Source organism: Candidatus Pseudothioglobus sp. Uisw_086 (assembly GCF_048085745.1).
Taxonomy (GTDB): domain Bacteria; phylum Pseudomonadota; class Gammaproteobacteria; order PS1; family Pseudothioglobaceae; genus Pseudothioglobus.
Genome location: NZ_CP159803.1, coordinates 175,479 through 194,645, shown reverse-complemented (window position 1 = coordinate 194,645; position 19,167 = coordinate 175,479). Strand labels below are relative to the sequence as shown.

General features: G+C 39.4%; 10 protein-coding genes, 2 tRNA genes and 3 rRNA genes. All 15 read right to left on the bottom strand.

Going from position 1 to position 19,167, the window contains the following annotated elements:
• Window positions 1-7: 7 nt before the first annotated feature.
• The 15 genes from secF to gshA all read right to left on the bottom strand — a co-directional run bounded on the left by secF (window position 8) and on the right by gshA (window position 19,107).
• Window positions 8-934, bottom strand: a complete 927-nt coding sequence (secF, locus tag ABXT49_RS00925) for a protein translocase subunit SecF (RefSeq protein ID WP_416652362.1) — start codon at window positions 932-934, stop codon at window positions 8-10.
• Window positions 931-2,778, bottom strand: coding sequence for a protein translocase subunit SecD (gene secD / locus ABXT49_RS00920; RefSeq protein WP_416652360.1), 1,848 nt, complete (start codon window positions 2,776-2,778; stop codon window positions 931-933). The genes secF and secD overlap by 4 nt, the downstream gene beginning before the upstream one ends.
• 16 nt (window positions 2,779-2,794) lie before the next feature.
• Window positions 2,795-3,148, bottom strand: a complete 354-nt coding sequence (gene yajC / locus ABXT49_RS00915) for a preprotein translocase subunit YajC (RefSeq protein WP_416652358.1) — start codon at window positions 3,146-3,148, stop codon at window positions 2,795-2,797.
• Between the two features lie 25 nt (window positions 3,149-3,173).
• Entirely contained in the window at window positions 3,174-4,463 is a 1,290-nt protein-coding gene (gene serS / locus ABXT49_RS00910; RefSeq protein ID WP_416652357.1) for a serine--tRNA ligase, read from the bottom strand.
• 107 nt (window positions 4,464-4,570) lie between these two features.
• Complete coding sequence (locus ABXT49_RS00905) at window positions 4,571-5,842, bottom strand: Tat pathway signal protein (RefSeq protein ID WP_416652355.1); 1,272 nt, start codon at window positions 5,840-5,842, stop codon at window positions 4,571-4,573.
• 9 nt (window positions 5,843-5,851) lie between these two features.
• Window positions 5,852-6,772 (bottom strand): outer membrane lipoprotein-sorting protein, encoded by a 921-nt coding sequence (locus ABXT49_RS00900; RefSeq protein WP_416652354.1) that lies wholly within the window; start codon window positions 6,770-6,772, stop codon window positions 5,852-5,854.
• Window positions 6,769-9,465 carry an efflux RND transporter permease subunit gene (locus ABXT49_RS00895; RefSeq protein WP_416652351.1) on the bottom strand — a complete coding sequence of 899 codons (2,697 nt, stop codon included), beginning with the start codon at window positions 9,463-9,465 and terminating at the stop codon, window positions 6,769-6,771. Before ABXT49_RS00895 ends, ABXT49_RS00900 begins: the two co-directional genes overlap by 4 nt.
• Window positions 9,466-9,522: 57 nt before the next feature.
• Window positions 9,523-10,479, bottom strand: coding sequence for an MBL fold metallo-hydrolase (locus ABXT49_RS00890; protein WP_416652348.1), 957 nt, complete (start codon window positions 10,477-10,479; stop codon window positions 9,523-9,525).
• A gap of 101 nt (window positions 10,480-10,580) precedes the next feature.
• Window positions 10,581-10,696 (bottom strand): 5S ribosomal RNA (gene rrf, locus ABXT49_RS00885).
• A 149-nt stretch (window positions 10,697-10,845) separates the two neighbouring features.
• Window positions 10,846-13,735, bottom strand: a 23S ribosomal RNA gene (locus tag ABXT49_RS00880).
• Window positions 13,736-14,036: 301 nt separating this feature from the next.
• A tRNA-Ala gene (locus ABXT49_RS00875) sits at window positions 14,037-14,112 on the bottom strand.
• Between the two features lie 27 nt (window positions 14,113-14,139).
• Window positions 14,140-14,216, bottom strand: a tRNA-Ile gene (locus ABXT49_RS00870).
• A 92-nt stretch (window positions 14,217-14,308) separates the two neighbouring features.
• Window positions 14,309-15,849: ribosomal RNA gene (locus tag ABXT49_RS00865) — 16S ribosomal RNA — on the bottom strand.
• The 16S, 23S and 5S rRNA genes sit together here with 2 tRNA genes alongside, the layout of an rRNA operon.
• A 365-nt stretch (window positions 15,850-16,214) precedes the next feature.
• On the bottom strand, window positions 16,215-17,558 hold the full coding sequence (gene mnmE, locus ABXT49_RS00860; RefSeq protein ID WP_416652346.1) for a tRNA uridine-5-carboxymethylaminomethyl(34) synthesis GTPase MnmE: 1,344 nt from the start codon (window positions 17,556-17,558) through the stop codon (window positions 16,215-16,217).
• A complete protein-coding gene (gene gshA / locus ABXT49_RS00855; protein WP_416652343.1) occupies window positions 17,548-19,107 on the bottom strand; it encodes a glutamate--cysteine ligase in 1,560 nt (519 codons plus the stop codon). The genes mnmE and gshA overlap by 11 nt, the downstream gene beginning before the upstream one ends.
• Window positions 19,108-19,167 lie beyond the last annotated feature (60 nt).

Below are 19,167 nucleotides of genomic sequence, written 5' to 3'. Positions count from 1 at the left end.
GTTATTTTTACGGTCTAGCGTCAATCTCTTTCTTCTCTTTTTCTGAAGGCAGCATGTCTTCTTTGGAAATTCCCATCGCAAGAATAGTTGAACTCGCAACATAAATTGAAGAGTAGGTGCCAATTACCACGCCGATAAGAAGTGCACCAGCAAAACTATGAATCACCTCTCCCCCTAGATAAAATAGAGCAAAAAGAACAAGTAAAGTTGTGAGGGATGTCATTAATGTTCGTGATAAAGTTTGATTAAGAGCCTCATTAATAATTGATCCAGGCTCCACTTGGCGAGTTGCAAGAAAGTTTTCTCGAATTCTATCAAAAACTACGATCGTATCATTAAGAGAATAACCAATTACTGCAAGAATAGCAGCCAATACTGTCAAATCAAATTCAATTTGCAGCAATGAAAATATCCCTAACGTAATAATCACGTCATGAATAAGTGCCGCAATGGAGCCTAGAGCAAAGCGATACTCAAATCTAAAGGCAACATAAATTAAAATTCCAATAAGTGCATAAAGCATTGCAAGGCCGCCATCATTGGTTAGCTCTTCACCAACCTTTGGCCCAACAAATTCAACTCTGCGAACATCAATTCCCTCACCAAGCATTCTAATAATTGATGAACTAAGTTTTGCACTTGAAGTAGCTTGTGGCTCCAACTGAATAAGAACTTCAGTATCTGATCCAAAATATTGAACATTAGCACCTTTGAAATCCGCAGAAGCGAGCTTTGAACGAATACCTTCAAGATCAGCTGATTTTTCATAGCCTAATTCGATTAATGTACCACCAGTGAAGTCAATACCAAATTTGAGACCTTGAAATCCTATTGAAGCTATAGAAACAATTAATAAAATTGCAGAAAAAATCATCGCATATTTGCGTCTACCTACAAAGTCAATAACTGGAATATTTAATGATCTAAGACTCATATTGCCAACTCCTTATCTTTCTTTCCACCGTAAATAAGGTTGATCATTGCCCTAGAGACAATAATTGCTGTAAACATAGAGGTAATAATTCCAATTGAAAGTGTAACAGCAAAACCTTTAATTGCTCCTGTACCAAAACTAAATAACACCAAGGATGCTATAAGGGTTGTAATGTTCGCATCAGCAATAGTCAACAGTGCTTTCTCATAACCTGCAGAAATTGCTTTTTGAATATCTTTAGCTGAGCGCATTTCCTCTTTGATGCGTTCAAAAATTAAGACATTGGCATCAACCGCCATACCAACTGTCAAAACTATACCTGCTATTCCTGGTAAGGTTAAAGTTGCCTGAATCATAGATAGTATTGAAACTATAGTGATTAAATTTAATGTTAAAGCCACATTTGCAACCAAGCCAAATACGCGATATCGCCACGCCATAAATACCAACACTAAGGCAAAACCAACTAAAACAGAAATGAATCCTTTTTGGATATTATCAGCACCCAAGCTTGGACCAATTGTTCGCTCTTCAATAATTTCAACCGGCGCTGAAAGCGAACCTGCTCTTAATAGTAACGCTAAGTTTCGCGCCTCTCTGGAGCTGTCTAGGCCAGTTATTTGGAAACGATTAGAGAAGGTTCCTTGAATTGTTGCTGCATTAATAATATCTTGCGTCTTACTGCGCTTCTTCACCGCAATACCATCCTCAATAATTGTTTCTACTTGATTTTCAATAAAAACAACAGCCATTCTATAGCCTATAAATTCTTTAGTAGTTTCCAGCATGGTTCTGCCACCAGAACTATCTAAAACAATACTAACTTGTGGCTGATTATCTTGATCAACACTAGAAGATGCATCTACTATGTTTTCACCCGTTGCTATGACAGTTGTTTTGAGTAGCAAAGGTCTTCCATCTTTAAACTTATAAAGCTTTGAGCCCGATGGTGTTTTTCCTGATTGGATGGCAGTTTGAACATCATTTTGCTCGTCAACTAACCTAAACTCAACGGTTGCCACAGCCCCTAATATTTCTTTAGCTCTGGCCGTATCCTGAACTCCAGGCAATTGAACAACAATTCTTTCTGTACCCTGTTGCTGAATTATCGGCTCAGCAACGCCTAGCTCATTTACTCGATTACGAAGGGTAGTAATATTTTGTTTTAGTGCGCTAGATTTTGCAGCAGATTGAGCACTTGATGAAACTTCAAGACCAAACTCTAGCTCTAACTCACTATCTTCAACAATTACCAAATCAGGCAAATCATTTTTTAAAACCTTTTTTGCTTTATTCTTAAGATCTTCACTCTTGAAGCTTACAACTAACCTATTATCTTCTTTGCGAATTTTTTTATACAACTTATCCTTACGTAAAGCAGTTCTTAGCTCATTGTAATAACGATCTAAAGAGGTTGAAACTACTGCCTCCATGTCTACTTCAAGTAAAAAATGAACGCCTCCTCTGAGATCAAGCCCTAAAGACATTGCCTTACCCCCCAGATTCCCAAGCCATTGTGGAATTGAAGGAGCAAGATTAAGAGCAACCACATAATTTCTGCTTAGTGAGTTCTTTAAAAGTGTCTTAGAAGAAAGCTGTGATTGAGAGTTGTTAAAACGAACGAGAATATTATTGCTATCAATCTTTATAGATTTAAAGTCAACATTATTTTCTGTCAGTATACTACTTATAGACTCTAAATCACTATCTTCAACAATATAGTCGCCTGTTCCCGTAATCTGAATCGCCAAATCTGAACCATACAGATTTGGCAATGCATATAGAGTTGAGAGGAATAGGAAAAATACAATAAGTGCATTTTTCCAAGCTGCGTAATGATTCATATTGAGTTTTTATATATTATTTTTCTATCTCTTTTTTGCCGATTGCTTTTGTTTTTTTAGCTTTAGGGATTGCTTTTTCCTTAGAGCCTGACTTAGTCATAGATTTTGCACTTCCCTTTGGCATCTTTTGATTAATGCCCTGTTTTTGTAATTTAACTATAACTCCTGAAGCAATCTCTACTTCTGCAAAAGACTCATCAACTGCAATAATTTTCCCAATGACACCGCCATTAGTAACAACTTCATCGCCTTTTTTTAAGGCTTTTAATAGGGTTTTGTGATCTTTAGCTCTTTTTTGTTGTGGTCTGATTAATAAAAAATACATCAGTACAAACATTGCTATCAGAAATAGTTCTGGTGGTAAATTCATTTCTCACTCCAAATTAATAAAGGGGTTATTTTATCTTAGTTGAGCCGCCCATGTAGCCCTGTAAGACTTTTGGTATTGTAATACTGCCATCCGCATTTTGATAGTTTTCTATCACCGCAACCAAAGTTCTACCAACTGCAAGTCCTGAGCCATTTAAAGTATGTAAAAACTCTGACTCTTTGGTGTCTGAGTTTTTCCAACGAAGCTGCATTCTTCTCGCTTGAAAAGCTTCAAAACACGAACATGATGAAATTTCACGATATGCAGATTGGCCTGGAAGCCACACCTCCAAATCATAAGTTTTAGCTGAAGAAAAACCTAAATCACCAGTACACAATGAAACTTTTCGGTAGGGCAATTCTAGCAATTTTAGTATGCCCTCTGCATGCGCTGTAAGCTCCTCAAGAACATCGTAAGCATCACTAGGTTTAGAAATTTGAACTAATTCAACTTTTTCAAACTGATGCTGACGTATTAATCCCCTAGTATCTCTTCCATATGATCCTGCTTCAGATCTAAAACATGGCGTGTGCGCTACAAACTTTAGAGGCAAATCAGACTCTTTTATAATTGAGTCACGCACAATGTTGGTTACTGGAACTTCAGCAGTTGGAATTAAATAGAGCGCCTTTGCTTCCCCTTCTTCGCCATGAAGATGTGTTTTAAATAAGTCGGCTTCAAATTTTGGTAATTGACCAGTGCCCATCAGAGAGTCTGCATTTACCAGGTAAGGAACATACGTCTCGGTGTAACCATTAACCTCCGTATGATGGTCAAGCATGAACTGAGTGAGTGCTCTTTGAAGTTTTGCAATCTTACCAGTCATAACAACAAATCTAGCACCTGAAATCTTCGCGGCAGCAGCAAAGTCGATGCCATGCATTTCACCTAAATCCACATGATCCTTTGGCTCAAAGTCGAATTTTTTCGGCTCCCCCCACTTAAGAACTTCAAGGTTGTCATCCTCACTAAAACCTTCAGGAACTGAAGGATGAGGTATATTAGGAATTGCCATGGCAATCTCATCAATCTTAAATTGGAGTGCATTTAATTCGGATTTAGCGCCATCAAGGCTTTCTCCAAGACTAGAAACTTCATCTAACAAAGGCTTAATGTCTTCTCCAGAAGCTTTCGCTTGACCTATTGCTTTTGATTTAGTATTACGTAAATTTTGCAGCTCTTGTGTTTGAACCTGGATCACTTTCCTTTGATCCTCAAGCTTATTAAACTCATCAACATCAAACGTAAAATTACGCCTTTTAAGTTGCTCAACAACAAAATCAATATTTCCTCTTAAAAGCTTGCTTTCTAACATTATATAAACCTAAATTATTTTAGCTAAATTATACAATATCCTATGCTATAAGAGGGATTGATGCTTTAAGTTGGCTTAAAAATGCAACACCTTAACTAACTGAGTCATTAGTACTGGTACTTAACTTCCAAGTTAACTCTTTGGTACTGGTCAAACAAACTTAGCGCACGGTTTGGCTTAGCATCGGCATATGTGACGCCCAATGAAGCCTTCCAGTGATCATTAATATCCCAGTCCAGTCCAGCTGAAGTTAGTGAAAGATCATTATTTGATAATATTATATGGGAGGTATTCCAGCTCCAGTCTGAATCACCAAACTTGTCATTTACTCTTGCCATATATGTTGTACTATTTTTATCTGCACTGACACTTCCTGTTAAAGTCGGTGTTAGATAATCACTGAAGAAATCTAATAGGTACTGAGAGTTAACTGAAATCAAGATCGTTCTATCATTTTTTTGAATATCAAAAGCCAGGTCCCAATCAATTCTATCTACCTTTACAAATTGTCCTGAACGGTTTTGCTGCAAGTTATGTTTATAGGCAACATCAAATTTAAGCAAATAATCATCAAAGGCTTTATTCATTCCAAACCCTAATAATTGATATGGTGTTGCATAAACCAACCCATCTGTTAGGTTAATGATTGCATCATTAGGAACTAGCTGACCAGCATAAAAAGCCATATCACTTCCTTCCCCACTTATTCCATAGCGCAATCCAAATTCATCATAGCTATCATTTTTAAGTGTCATTAATGTGCTTTTTGCAATTCTAGGATTTGTATTATAAAAAAAACTTAAATCACTATCTTCAAAGTAACGAGTAGAGCTCAAAATCCATTGGGAGATCATGGATGGGTCTGTTAGACCTCCTGAAGGATTAATTACGTCAAGTGCACCACCCTCGAGCTCACCCCAGCCAATAGTATATCGACCTAGCTTAGCACTCCAGTCATCAAAACTAAATTGCAAAAATGCCTTCTCTACGTCAATATCACTGGCCTCAATTACGTTGTTGCTATCACTCGGCCAATATTTTATTGCTTTAATTTCTACCTCGCCATAACCTGAGTCAAAAACAGAGCCACTAGTTCCAAGCCTCAACTCAGTTCTTTCCATAGCAGTGCTATAACTACTTGCAGGATTAACACCATACTTCTGCGTAATACTCAGATCAAGCCAAGAATAAGATTTTTCTAGATTTATGTCATTATCACCAAAGATATCACTGTCATCATCCCACTCACCAAACTCTTCATCAGAATCTTCAAATACTAATTCATCGTCAAATAATAATTCACCCTCAGCAATAGAAATGGAGTTAATTCCAAAGCTAATAATTAAAGCAATAATTCCTTTATGGATAAAATTTAACATACTCAGACTTTATTTAGCTTGTTTACGTAAATCCTTCAGAAATTTCTCTCTAAATGCTTGGTCAGTCAATGCTCTTTGAGTTAAAAAATCTTCTTTAATATCCATATCAAAGTTTATCGCCTCAAGTTTCATATTTGTTAGCCTATTGCTTACCGTATTAAAAAATGTCAGACTTCTTCCCATCCAAACATCATTAATTTTTTCAACTTTGCCAACCTCGAGTTTCTTGATAGGATTGTTGTATTTATCGAACATTTGTACCTTAAGAGTTATAAACCTTTCAGTATCAATCCAATTTTGCGTTTTTCCATAACTGCTTTTGCTAATTCGATGTTTTTTTGGTGTCGCCTCAACAACTGCAACTTCTCTTCCTCTAAAAGTCCCAAACTCTAGTAATTCGTACGAATAGTCATCAAGCTTTCCTGTCTCTTGATCTTCAGTGGTCATCTCAGTTCCAAAAATACTTGCAGATTCAGTTTCCTCATCATCACTGTTCCTAACACTAATTCTCTTTACTTTTCCAAGAGCAGAAAGATATAACCAGGTCTCATTATCTCGGTCACTGTCATCATAACTATATGAGAGCATTCCAATTCCTTTTTCACTTGCTGGCTCAAGGATTATGGCAATACTCTTAGTATCTTGGCTTCCCTCTCCAGTATTAATTTGTGCATTTTCTATTAACTTAACTCGGGCTTTTTCAGCGCACTTTACCTTACCACCACTAAGGCCATACTTACAAGTAGTCAGCTTCATACGAGTGAATGCTGAGTCAGTAGACTTCCTGCTCTCAACATCAACTCTCTCCATAATCTCTCGTGCACTTAAATTAGTTTCAGCATATACATTTGGCGCTTGTAGAGTTAAAAATGCACCAAGTACAACACTAAGCAAAGTAGATTTTGAGTAAGTAAGTATTAATTTATTCATTTTGTAGCCTCTATAAAATTTAAATTATCTTCAACATCTTTCTGGCCAAACTTCGGCTTGAAAATCATAATCAATGCCGGGAAAAACAATAAGTCGCATAGTAGTGCAACAAATATAGCTAAAGAACCGAAAGTCCCAATCTTTGCTAGTCCCAAATAGTCACTAAATGTAAGCATCAAAAACCCACAGCCCAGGATTAGAGTTGTGAATGTTACCGCTTGACCCACCTCTTTTATAGTTTCCACGAGCGCAAGCTTCATATTGTGATTTTGTGCAAGTGACATTCTATAGTGACTAATAAAGTGAATCGTATCATCCACTGCAATACCAATAATTAAAGGAGCAATCATTAATGTGTCTGTATCAAGTGGAACTCCAAGAAGACCCATTAATCCAAATGCTAATGATGCGGGTATTAGGTTAGGAATAATCGACATAACGCCTGCCTGAAAAGAACCTAGCGTTATCATCAATAACAAACTAATAACCACGGCTGCTATCGCCAAACTCTTAAACTGGTTTTTACTAATATCATCGGCAAGTCTCATCATTAAAGCGAATGATCCGGTAATTTGAACTTTTATATTAGGATATCGATCTTTTAATCCATTAAACTCTTTATTTATATCACGCTGAATATCTTTAAAAAATACCTTGTATTCGTTAGAGCCTGCGTTTTTTAATTGAACACTTATGTGACTCTTACTATAATCATCACTTACAAGGGCTCTTCTCTCTTCAGGATTTGAACTGTTAAACAAGTAAAGCAATTGGGATACCGCAATTTGACTATCAGGAATATTTCGATAATCTTCTGAGTCTTGCATAATAGCATGAGTGTCTATTACTAGATCTGCCAAAGAATTTGTTCGGATAATAAATTCACTATAATTTTCCTCAATTGTATTTTGAAGTCTATTCATAGCATTTAATACATCTGGATCCATTATTCCATCTGAAATTGCTGTGTCTACAACGATTTCCATATTTCCTGTGCCCATCATGTGTTCATCAACAATTTCATAGGCTTGACCTATAGGAACATCATCAGAATAAAGCTCAACTAGATTGGAGTCAATTTTGACTTGAGTTGCGCCATATAAGCAAATTACAAATACACTCACAAAAATAATAGCTATAGAGTATCGGAAGCGTTCCACAAAAGCTGGAATTCTATTTAATAAAGGTTGAAGCCATTCTGCGCCTAAGAGCCAATTCAAACCCATTCTCTTTGAAAGTTTTGCTATTGGATTTACAAAGAAACATAAAAAACTCAACATTTTTGATTTCAATAAAGACACTATCGACCTTATTCCAGTTTTTCTACTTACACTAATTGCCTCAATCTTTTTAATTTGCATTGGGTGCCAATAATTGAGTAACACTGGCAGTAAATATATTGTGTATAAGAAAGCAAAAAAGACACCAGCAGCAGAAGAGAAGCCAAATTGTACAAACATTGGCATCCCAGTTACCGCTAATGATGACATTCCCGCCATCGTGGTAATTGTTGTTAATAAAATAGGAACGCCTGTCTTACCATAGGCCTTTGATAACGCCTCATCATGTTCTTTGCCATCACGTCTGAAAAATAAATAAGAACTCATTACATGAACGCAGTCAGCTACACCAACCGCAATAATAAGCATCACTGTTAATGCAATAAGGGTTGTTGATGCTAAATTGAGCCAGCTCAGGCTTCCAATAACAAAGAGAATACTGAGGCCAATCGCTAATTGAGGAAGAACGACTGCACTTGCAGAGCGAAACAATGACCAAAGCAAAAGGTTAATGATTGCCACCATACCTACTAGTAGAAACGCTGCTTGAATCAGCGTGTCCATAGCTAAGGAAATCATTGCAGAATTGCCAATTGGATAAAAATTAAAATGCTCTGACATCTTTTGCTGTTCAGTTATCGCCGTTATAGCCTTCATAAATGGAATATAAAGTCCTGGCTCATCTGGCTGATATTCAATTTTTTGAATAACAGCATTATCATCCATACCTTCATCAAAATCATCACTCCACGCATCATCATCAAACAAAGAGAACTGGTCATTTAATTCTTGAATTACTGGGATTGCACCAAAGTCTGTTTGAATGGAAATTGCCCCAAAACGATGATCTTTTGAGAACATAAAGAGCGGCAAACTTGGCTGATTATCTGCCTCAGAACTAATTTCACTTAAAACCAAGGCGTCACTTGGAATTTTTTTAGGAACTAAACGAGGTGAACTTAAAACATCATCTTCATTTTTTTGAATTCTAATATTAGATAGTGACTGAACACGCTTAATATGAGTTAATGACTCAACAATTTCAGGAGTTAGTCCATATTTTTCAAGCCAAACATCATCACTTATCTGTCTATAGTTATCTAACACCTCTGTTATTTCAGAGATTAGTGTTAGAGATTTATTTGAGAATACATCGCCATCTTTAGCTTCATAAACAATAAACAAACCATCATCACTCCCAAACTGGTCACGAAAATCATCCAAAGCTTCAATTGCAGGATCAGACTCACTAAACCAAACATCAAATGAAGTATCTAAAACAAAGCGAGAAGCACCATACCCCATAAAAATAGTGGATAGCAATGCTAATGCAAGAACTGTTTTACGGTAAGGTATAAGTTGCCCTGGAACCTTCGCAAAATAATGGTTTAGATATAGTAAAAGATTTTTCATAGTTAAGTATAGAAAGCAGAGCTATATGATACTTATTTAATATTTAATTAATGAAATTCAAGTCTCAATTTTTACTATTTTTTGCCAATAAATTAAACCTTGAGTATTTATTTTGACATCGAGCTCTAACCTTTCTCTGCAAAAATCAAGGTCTTTGACGCCAATCTTTTCAATTCCTTCTAAAAAATAATTCATCATCTTGTCTTGAATCACTTTTTCAGCATCACCCTGAGTTGCATATTTTTTTGCTAAATTACTAACAAAATGGATACCAGCTATCAACTGTTCAACTACTTTTTGAGTTGGTTTAATTGCAGCAAAGTGAGTTAAACAGACTCGCTTAGGCTTGTACTTCATTATTTTATGTATGCTTTTAATTAATTCCTCTGGATCAAACTGAACTGGGCTTGTGCTTGGGAATATATATACCTGGTCATTATGATCAAGATCACGATAAGAGATGCCAAACGTATCACCAGTAAACATTGATTCTGTTTGTTTATCCCAAATGCAAAAATGATGCCTTGCATGTCCTGGTGTATCAATAAACTTTAGCTCTCTTCCATCAAAATCTAAAATAAAGTTATCATCTGCTTCGATAACTCTATTTGCATCTATTGGGATAATTTTACCGTACAACATCCTAAATTCTTTCTCACCATAAACCGCCATTGCTCCAGCAATTAGCTTGGTAGGGTCAATCAAGTGTCTCGCCCCGCGAGGATGAACTATTAGAGTCGCGTTTGGGCACTGTTTCATAAGCTCACCTGCACCACCTGCATGATCTAGATGGACATGAGTAGGAATTATATAAGCAACATCCAAAAAGCTTAAGCTATCATTCTCAAGTGCTTTTTTAACATTAGAAACACTAAAGGTGGTTCCAGTTTCTATAATCGCAACCTTATTATTCTGCTTAATAATATATATAGCTGCAAAGTCATTACTGAAATAGCCAGAATCAATTACGCTCACTCCGCTAGCAATACTCCTTGCTTTAAAGTTATCAGTCATAATTTATCTGCATGATGCTTTGGATAATGATGGTTATATTTTACGTGATTCAGATAAAAAAATACCCCGCCTTAAAAAAGGTCGGGGTATTTAGAATAAAAGCCTAGCAATGTCCTACTCTCACATGGGGAGACCCCACACTACCATCGGCGCTAAGTGGTTTCACTGCTGAGTTCGGGATGGGATCAGGTGGGTCACACTTGCTATTGTCACTAAGCAAACTGCTTACTTGAATTAAGTCTGAACTTATTTCAAGTGAATTAAAAAGTTTTTATACCAAAAAGGTATAACAAAATGGATTAAGTAAAGTTTATAAGGCATATTGCCTGTTGACACAACAACATCTCCAAATATCTTGGGTGTTATATGGTCAAGCCTCACGATCAATTAGTACTAGTTAGCTCAATACATTGCTGCACTTTCACACCTAGCCTATCAACCTCGTAGTCTTCGAGGGATCTTTAGGATTATTAAATAATCAGGGAGACCTAATCTTGGGAGGGGCTTCCCGCTTAGATGCTTTCAGCGGTTATCCTTTCCACACATAGCTACTCGGCAATGCCACTGGCGTGACAACCGAAACACCAGAGGTGTGTCCATTCCGGTCCTCTCGTACTAAGAACAGCTTCCCTCAAGTCTCCAACGCCCACGGTAGATAGGGACCGAACTGTCTCACGACGTTCTAAACCCAGCTCGCGTACCACTTTAAATGGCGAACAGCCATACCCTTGGGACCTGCTTCAGCCCCAGGATGTGATGAGCCGACATCGAGGTGCCAAACACCCCCGTCGATGTGAACTCTTGGGGGGTATCAGCCTGTTATCCCCGGCGTACCTTTTATCCGTTGAGCGATGGTCCTTCCACTCAGAACCACCGGATCACTAAGACCTAGTTTCCTACCTGCTCGACGTGTCAGTCTCGCAGTCAAGCATCCTTTTACCTTTGCGCTCATTGCACGATGTCCGACCGTGCTGAGGATACCTTTGCGCTCCTCCGTTACTCTTTAGGAGGAGACCGCCCCAGTCAAACTACCCACCATGCATTGTTCCCGATCCGGATTACGGACCAAGGTTAGAACCCCAACCATACCAGGGTGGTATTTCAAGGGTGGCTCCACTCTAACTAGCGTTAAAGCTTCAAAGCCTCCCACCTATCCTACACAAGTAGAATCAGAGTTCAATGCAAAGCTGTAGTAAAGGTGCACGGGGTCTTTCCGTCTGGCCGCGGGTATACTGCATCTTAACAGCAATTTCAATTTCACTGAGTCTCGGGTGGAGACAGTGTGGCCGTCGTTACTCCATTCGTGCAGGTCGGAACTTACCCGACAAGGAATTTCGCTACCTTAGGACCGTTATAGTTACGGCCGCCGTTTACTTGGGCTTCGATCAAAAGCTTCGCGCAAGCGCTAACCTCATCAATTAACCTTCAAGCACCGGGCAGGAGTCACACCCTATACGTCCACTTACGTGTTTGCAGAGTGCTGTGTTTTTAATAAACAGTCGCAGCCACCTAGTTTTTTCAGCTCTTCTTTGCTCAATCAGCAAGTGATATCACATAACAAGAGCACACCTTCTCCCGAAGTTACGGTGTCATTTTGCCTAGTTCCTTCACCCGAGTTCTCTCAAGCGCCTTAGAATTCTCATCTCGTCCACCTGTGTCGGTTTGGGGTACGGTTTCATATAACCTGAAGCTTAGAGGATTTTCCTGGAAGCATGGTCTCACTCACTTCGCCCAAAAGAGGGCTCGTTATCACGCCTTGAAATAGAGGTTCCCGGATTTTCCTAAGAACCATTTCTACACGCTTGAACAAGGACAACCATCGCCTTGCTGAGCTAACCTACTCCGTCTTCCCATCGCAGTTATATGAAGTACGGGAATATTAACCCGTTTCCCATCGACTACGCATTTCTGCCTCGCCTTAGGGGCCGACTAACCCTACGCCGATTAACGTTGCGTAGGAAACCTTGGACTTCTGGCGAGGGGGTTTTTCACCCCCTTTATCGTTACTCATGTCAGCATTCGCACTTCTGATACCTCCAGCAAACCTCACAGTTCACCTTCAACGGCTTACAGAACGCTCTCCTACCATCGCAATAAATTGCGATCCGCAGCTTCGGTATATAGTTTAGCCCCGTTAAATCTTCCGCGCAAACCGACTCGACCAGTGAGCTATTACGCACTCTTTAAAGGAATGGCTGCTTCTAAGCCAACCTCCTGGCTGTCTGGGCCTTTTCACATCGTTTCCCACTTAACTATAATTTTGGGACCTTAGCTGACGGTCTGGGTTGTTTCCCTTTCCACTACGGACGTTAGCACCCGCAGTGTGTCTGCCGCGCTCATACTTTCTGGTATTCGGAGTTTGCAATGGTTTACTAAGCCTTGACGACCCGCTAGCCATAACAGTGCTCTACCCCCAGAAGTAATACGCGACGCTCTACCTAAATAGATTTCGGAGAGAACCAGCTATCTCCGGGTTTGTTTGGCCTTTCACCCCTATCCACAGTTCATCCCCTCATTTTTCAACATAAGTGGGTTCGCGCCTCCAGTCAGTTTTACCTGACCTTCACACTGACCATGGATAGATCACCCGGTTTCGGGTCTACTCCCAGCAACTAAACGCCCATTTAAGACTCGGTTTCCCTACGGCTCCCCTAATGGTTAACCTTGCTACTGAGAAGTAAGTCGCTGACCCATTATACAAAAGGTACGCAGTCACAGAACAAGTCTGCTCCCACTGCTTGTATGCATACGATTTCAGGTTCTATTTCACTCCCCTCCCGGGGTTCTTTTCGCCTTTCCCTCACGGTACTTGTTCACTATCGGTCAGTAGAGAGTATTTAGCCTTGGAGGGTGGTCCCCCCATATTCAAACAGCGTTTCACGTGCGCCGCCTTACTCGATTTCACAATTAAAAGATTTTCGTATACGGGACTATCACCCTGTGTCGTTGAACTTTCCAGAACATTCTACTAATCTCAAAATTGCTTAAGGGCTGGTCCCCGTTCGCTCGCCGCTACTAAGGGAATCTCGGTTGATTTCTTTTCCTCTAGGTACTTAGATGTTTCAGTTCCCTAGGTTTGCCTCCTTAACCTATGTATTCAGTTAAGGATAATGATCTTGTGATCACTGGGTTTTCCCATTCGGAGATCTCCGGGTTAAAGCTTATTATCAGCTAACCGAAGCTTATCGCAGATTATCACGTCCTTCATCGCCTTCTACTGCCAAGGCATCCGTCGTATGCACTTATTCACTTGACCATATAACCCCAAAGTATCTGGGTTAATGGTTCTTTTTACACCGAGAAGTCACTAACTGTATCTTACGATACAATCGGTGAATTCTATTTTTTCAATGATAGATAAATCTATCAATGAGAATCCATATTTTTTGAAATTGTTGTGTCAATGCAATACACCTTTTACGTTGTATTGTATTTAACAAACTTTACTTCATATCCAAATTGTTAAAGAGCTCCGAACCAAGGAATAAACCAAGGCTTGGTATAAAAACTTAAATAAGACCTATAAATAAATCTTATTTAAGTTTTCATTCGAGAAATGGTGGAGCTAAGCAGGATCGAACTGCTGACCTCCTGGATGCAAACCAGGCGCTCTCCCAGCTGAGCTATAGCCCCAATAGAAAAACTAATAACCCAGAAAATTGGTGGGTCTGGGTGGATTTGAACCACCGACCTCACCCTTATCAGGGGTGCGCTCTAACCAACTGAGCTACAGACCCTTAATATCAGTTAAACTGAATTTGGGTTATTGGTCTTTTTTCTCTTTTCTTTAATATTATCAAACAACTTGTGTGAACACTCGTACATTTCTTAAGGAGGTGATCCAGCCCCACCTTCCGGTAGGGCTACCTTGTTACGACTTTACCCCAGTCATGAATCACACCGTGGTGACCGTCCTCAATAAAGTTAGACTAGCCACTTCTGGTGCAACCCACTCCCATGGTATGACGGGCGGTGTGTACAAGACCCGGGAACGTATTCACCGTAGCATTCTGATCTACGATTACTAGCGATTCCGACTTCATGGAGTCGAGTTGCAGACTCCAATCCGGACTACGAAAAGGTTTCTGAGATTAGCTACACCTCACGGCTTCGCGGCTCTTTGTCCTTCCCATTGTAGCACGTGTGTAGCCCTGGTCGTAAGGGCCATGATGACTTGACGTCGTCCCCGCCTTCCTCCGGTTTATCACCGGCAGTCTCCTTATAGTTCCCACCATGATGTGCTGGCAAATAAGGATAGGGGTTGCGCTCGTTACGGGACTTAACCCAACATCTCACGACACGAGCTGACGACAGCCATGCAGCACCTGTCACTGAGTTCCCGAAGGCACCAATCTATTTCTAGAAAGTTCTCAGGATGTCAAGACCAGGTAAGGTTCTTCGCGTTGCATCGAATTAAACCACATGCTCCACCGCTTGTGCGGGTCCCCGTCAATTCCTTTGAGTTTTAACCTTGCGGCCGTACTCCCCAGGCGGATAACTTAACGCGTTAGCTTCGCCACTAAGGGGTAAATCCCCCCAACGGCTAGTTATCATCGTTTACGGCGTGGACTACCAGGGTATCTAATCCTGTTTGCTACCCACGCTTTCGTACCTCAGCGTCAGTATTGGTCCAGAAAGTTGCCTTCGCCATTGATGTTCCTTCTGATATCTACGCATTTCACCGCTACACCAGAAATTCCACTTTCCTCTACCATACTCTAGTTGACCAGTTTCAAATGCAGTTCCCAGGTTAAGCCCGGGGCTTTCACATCTGACTTAATAAACCGCCTACGCACGCTTTACGCCCAGTAATTCCGATTAACGCTTGCACCCTCCGTATTACCGCGGCTGCTGGCACGGAGTTAGCCGGTGCTTCTTCTAAAGTTAACGTCAAGGCTAATGGCTATTAACCACTAGCTTTTCTTCACAATTGAAAGTGCTTTACAACCCTCAGGCCTTCTTCACACACGCGGTATTGCTGGATCAGGGTTGCCCCCATTGTCCAATATTCCCCACTGCTGCCTCCCGTAGGAGTTCGGGCCGTGTCTCAGTCCCGATGTGGCTGATCATCCTCTCAGACCAGCTAAAGATCGTCGCCTTGGTAGGCTTTTACCCTACCAACTAGCTAATCTTACGCAGGCTCATCTGATAGCGTGAGGCTCGAAAGTCCCCCACTTTACTACGAATAGATTATGCGGTATTAATCCGAATTTCTTCGGGCTATCCCCCACTATCAGGCAGATTCCTACGCGTTACTCACCCGTCCGCCACTCGACGCCTACTAGCAAGCTAGTATCGTTTCCGTTCGACTTGCATGTGTTAAGCATACCGCCAGCGTTCAATCTGAGCCAGGATCAAACTCTTCAGTTTAATCTTTGACTTTTTAGAACACTTGGCATTTTATAACCAATAGTTCAATTTTTTAAAAAGCTTATCTGCTTTTGTTTTTTATGTGCACTGCACAATTTCTTGCACGAGTGCCCACACAAGTTGCTTGATAAATTTTTAAAGAGCTACCAACTAAAAAAGTTCTTTTCGGTCGGTGAAAGCGGGAAATTATACATGCTCAAATAGTATCGTCAAGTGATATTACGAATATTTATCAAATAAACTTTAATGAGTCTAAATTGATAGGATAAATCACCTATAAATAGCCATTAAAATCAATAATTTAGAGACTTATTTTGAACTTTCTAACTTCCTTTATTTTTTCTTTCGAAAGAAATAATTGTACTCTATTTGCCGATACAAAATGAAGAGAAGATTTCACCCAATAGATCATCCGATGAAAACTCTCCAGTAATTTGCCCAAGAGACATACCTGCCTGACGCAAATCTTCTGCTACTAACTCACTCGCCCCTCCCTCTAATTGCTCAAGAGCACTATTTATGTATATAAGCGTTTGATCAATTGAGTCAATATGTCTTTTTCGAGCAAGAAAAACTCCTTCACCATCGGAGTTTAAGCCGGCGAATTCAGCTAGTGTCTTTCTTAGTATGTCAACTCCATCACCATTCTTGGCTGAAAGACTAACCCATAATTGATTTTCTAGCTTTCTAACTTCAGATCTAGTATTTGATAAATCAATTTTATTTCTTATGCATATAACTGGTTTATTTTTAACCAAATCAGGCAGTATTGAGAAATCAGGTGAATTGTCTTTTGTATCAGATACCAGTAACACTACATCTGCATTATTAATTTCAGTATATGCCCTTTTAATGCCCTCTTGTTCAATAACGTCGTCACTGTTATGAAGTCCAGCTGTATCAATAATATGAAGCGGCATTCCATCGATATGAATTGTTTCTTTTAGAACATCCCTAGTGGTTCCAGCAATATCTGTAACAATTGCACTCGGCTGTTTTGTGAGTGCATTAAGCAAGCTAGACTTTCCTGCATTAGGTTTTCCAGCAATTACAACGTGAAGTCCATCTCTTAAAATTGCCCCTTGATTGGCACTCTCGAGTATATTCTTAAGTAAATCTTTTAAATTTTTAAGTTTAGTTGAGACTTGGTGAGACTCAAGAAAATCTATTTCCTCATCAGAAAAATCAATAGTTGCCTCGATAAAAACTCTTAATGAAGTTAGCTCTGCAAGTAAATGATTAATCTTTTCTGAGAATTCACCCGTTAAGGATCTTACAGCGCTCAGGGCAGACTCTTCTGAACTCGATTGAATCAAGTCTTGAACTGCTTCAGCCTGAACCAAGTCAATCTTGCCATTTAGAAAGGCCCTTTTACTAAACTCTCCAGGCTCAGAAAGTCTTGCTCCTAAAAATAAAGCAATTTCTAGAAGCTTTCTCATAACACTCATGCCGCCATGACCCTGGAATTCTACAACATCCTCACCACTATATGAGTTAGGTCCAGGGAAGTATATTGCTACTCCTTTATCAACAGTGTTGCCTTCATTGTCATAAAAAGCCCCATAAAAAGCGTGCCTTGGCTTTAACTCCGTTTGTAGTATTTTTTTAGAGATAACTTTAGAAAGTGGGCCTGACACTCTTACAACCCCAATTCCGCTTTGGCCAATAGCAGTTGCTAATGCGCATATAGTATCTATCTTAAGCGTCATCTTCAAAATACTTTTCTAAAAATTGATCAAAATTTATAACATCTTTAGATTCAACTTCTTGTTGCTCTTTTATAGATCTAATTGAATGCTCATCTAATCTAAGGAAATAGTCTTTATCAAAAGCTTTCTCCTGATTTTGTGTTTTATATTTATGACTATATTGGTCAGTGAATTCGAAAAAACCTTTCTCCTGGCGCTGCATTTCATTAAGCATTATTGCTGATGGCGTTAAATCAGGATTTTTAATTCGAATTGAAATACTTTCTACCGATTCTTGATGCGCATCACTTAATAGCTTTGAGCATTGCTTTATTTTTTCAAAAATACCCTCACCCCAATCAGTAAGAGTTACTTTCTCACCAACATGCTCAAGAATTAAGTTAGGCTGTCTACCTTGGTGAGCAACCAAAAGAGCATTTGAGTCAATTTCTACTAATTCGGATGATGAAATCGCTGGTGAGTCCTCCAAAAGGCAGAATAATAAGAAGGCTTCTAAAAACTCAATTTGCTCTTTATCAATTCCTACTTCAAGCAAAGGATTAATGTCCAGTGATCGTATTTCAATATAACCTATACCATTATTATTTAGAGCTCTGAGAGGCCTATCATTTCCATATAAAATAGGCTTTGGACGAACAGAAGAGTAGTACTCATTTGCGATTTGAAGGATATTTGTATTGAGCTGCTGGTACTCTCCATTTTTCTTTAAACCAATCTTTTCAAAATCCTCACAGCTAGTTTTCATTGCCGCACGAAGACTGTATATATAATGACATAAGCTATTATAGTTGGCCTTAACTCCTTTCTCATCCTCCTGAGAATTCTGATAACCAATATCGCCCATTCTTAGGGAAGTCGCATAGGGTAAATATAAAGTGTTGTCATCAAATTCTTCTAGGTTATGCTCATGATAGTCATGCATAAATGACTTGCACACTGTTGCAGAAGCTCCAAATAAGTAGGGAATTAGCCAGCCATATCTCAAAACATTCCTAGTGAGTCCCATGTAGTGAACATCCATGAAACCCTTGGAGTCATTATCATTTGGTGATATTAATTCACGATACGACTGCCAAAACTCTAATGAAAATGAATAGTTAAAATGAATACCAGCAATCGCCTGCATTACGCTGCCATATCGATTAGAGAGGCCGCGCCTATATACTGTTTTCATCATTCCTAAATTTGAACTACCATAATTCGCAATAGGTATATTGGTTTGACCTCTTAATATACAGGGCATACTGGCAGGCCAAAATCGCTCATTTTCTGGCAGGTGGTGGTAAATATAATTGTGGATTGTCGTGAGCTCATCTAGAACTTGATCAGCCCCCTCTAAAGGCTGAGTGACTAATTCAAGTAAAGCCTCACTAAAGTCTGTAGTAATTACAGGATTTTTAAGAGCAGAGCCTAATCCCTCTGGGTGCGGCGTTTGAGCAATACTTCCATCATCTGAGACGCGTAAACCCTCTTTCTCAATTCCCATAAGGTTGGTTTTAAGGCTATTCTTAAAGGGCATAAGTGATTGGATTTTTTTGTCAAGTTTCACAATATAATTTCAAATATTAAAGTCGTTATTTTACCTCGGACTTGCGTTAACGGTGATAAT

Bases quoted from the DNA above. Each gene is read 5' to 3' on its own strand.
- yajC (WP_416652358.1), bottom strand. From the start codon at position 3,148: ATGAATTTACCACCAGAACTATTTCTGATAGCAATGTTTGTACTGATG.
- ABXT49_RS00890 (WP_416652348.1), bottom strand. From the start codon at position 10,479: ATGACTGATAACTTTAAAGCAAGGAGTATTGCTAGCGGAGTGAGCGTA.
- ABXT49_RS00905 (WP_416652355.1), bottom strand. From the start codon at position 5,842: ATGTTAAATTTTATCCATAAAGGAATTATTGCTTTAATTATTAGCTTT.
- secD (WP_416652360.1), bottom strand. From the start codon at position 2,778: ATGAATCATTACGCAGCTTGGAAAAATGCACTTATTGTATTTTTCCTA.
- ABXT49_RS00895 (WP_416652351.1), bottom strand. From the start codon at position 9,465: ATGAAAAATCTTTTACTATATCTAAACCATTATTTTGCGAAGGTTCCA.
- secF (WP_416652362.1), bottom strand. From the start codon at position 934: ATGAGTCTTAGATCATTAAATATTCCAGTTATTGACTTTGTAGGTAGA.
- ABXT49_RS00900 (WP_416652354.1), bottom strand. From the start codon at position 6,772: ATGAATAAATTAATACTTACTTACTCAAAATCTACTTTGCTTAGTGTT.
- mnmE (WP_416652346.1), bottom strand. From the start codon at position 17,558: ATGACGCTTAAGATAGATACTATATGCGCATTAGCAACTGCTATTGGC.
- serS (WP_416652357.1), bottom strand. From the start codon at position 4,463: ATGTTAGAAAGCAAGCTTTTAAGAGGAAATATTGATTTTGTTGTTGAG.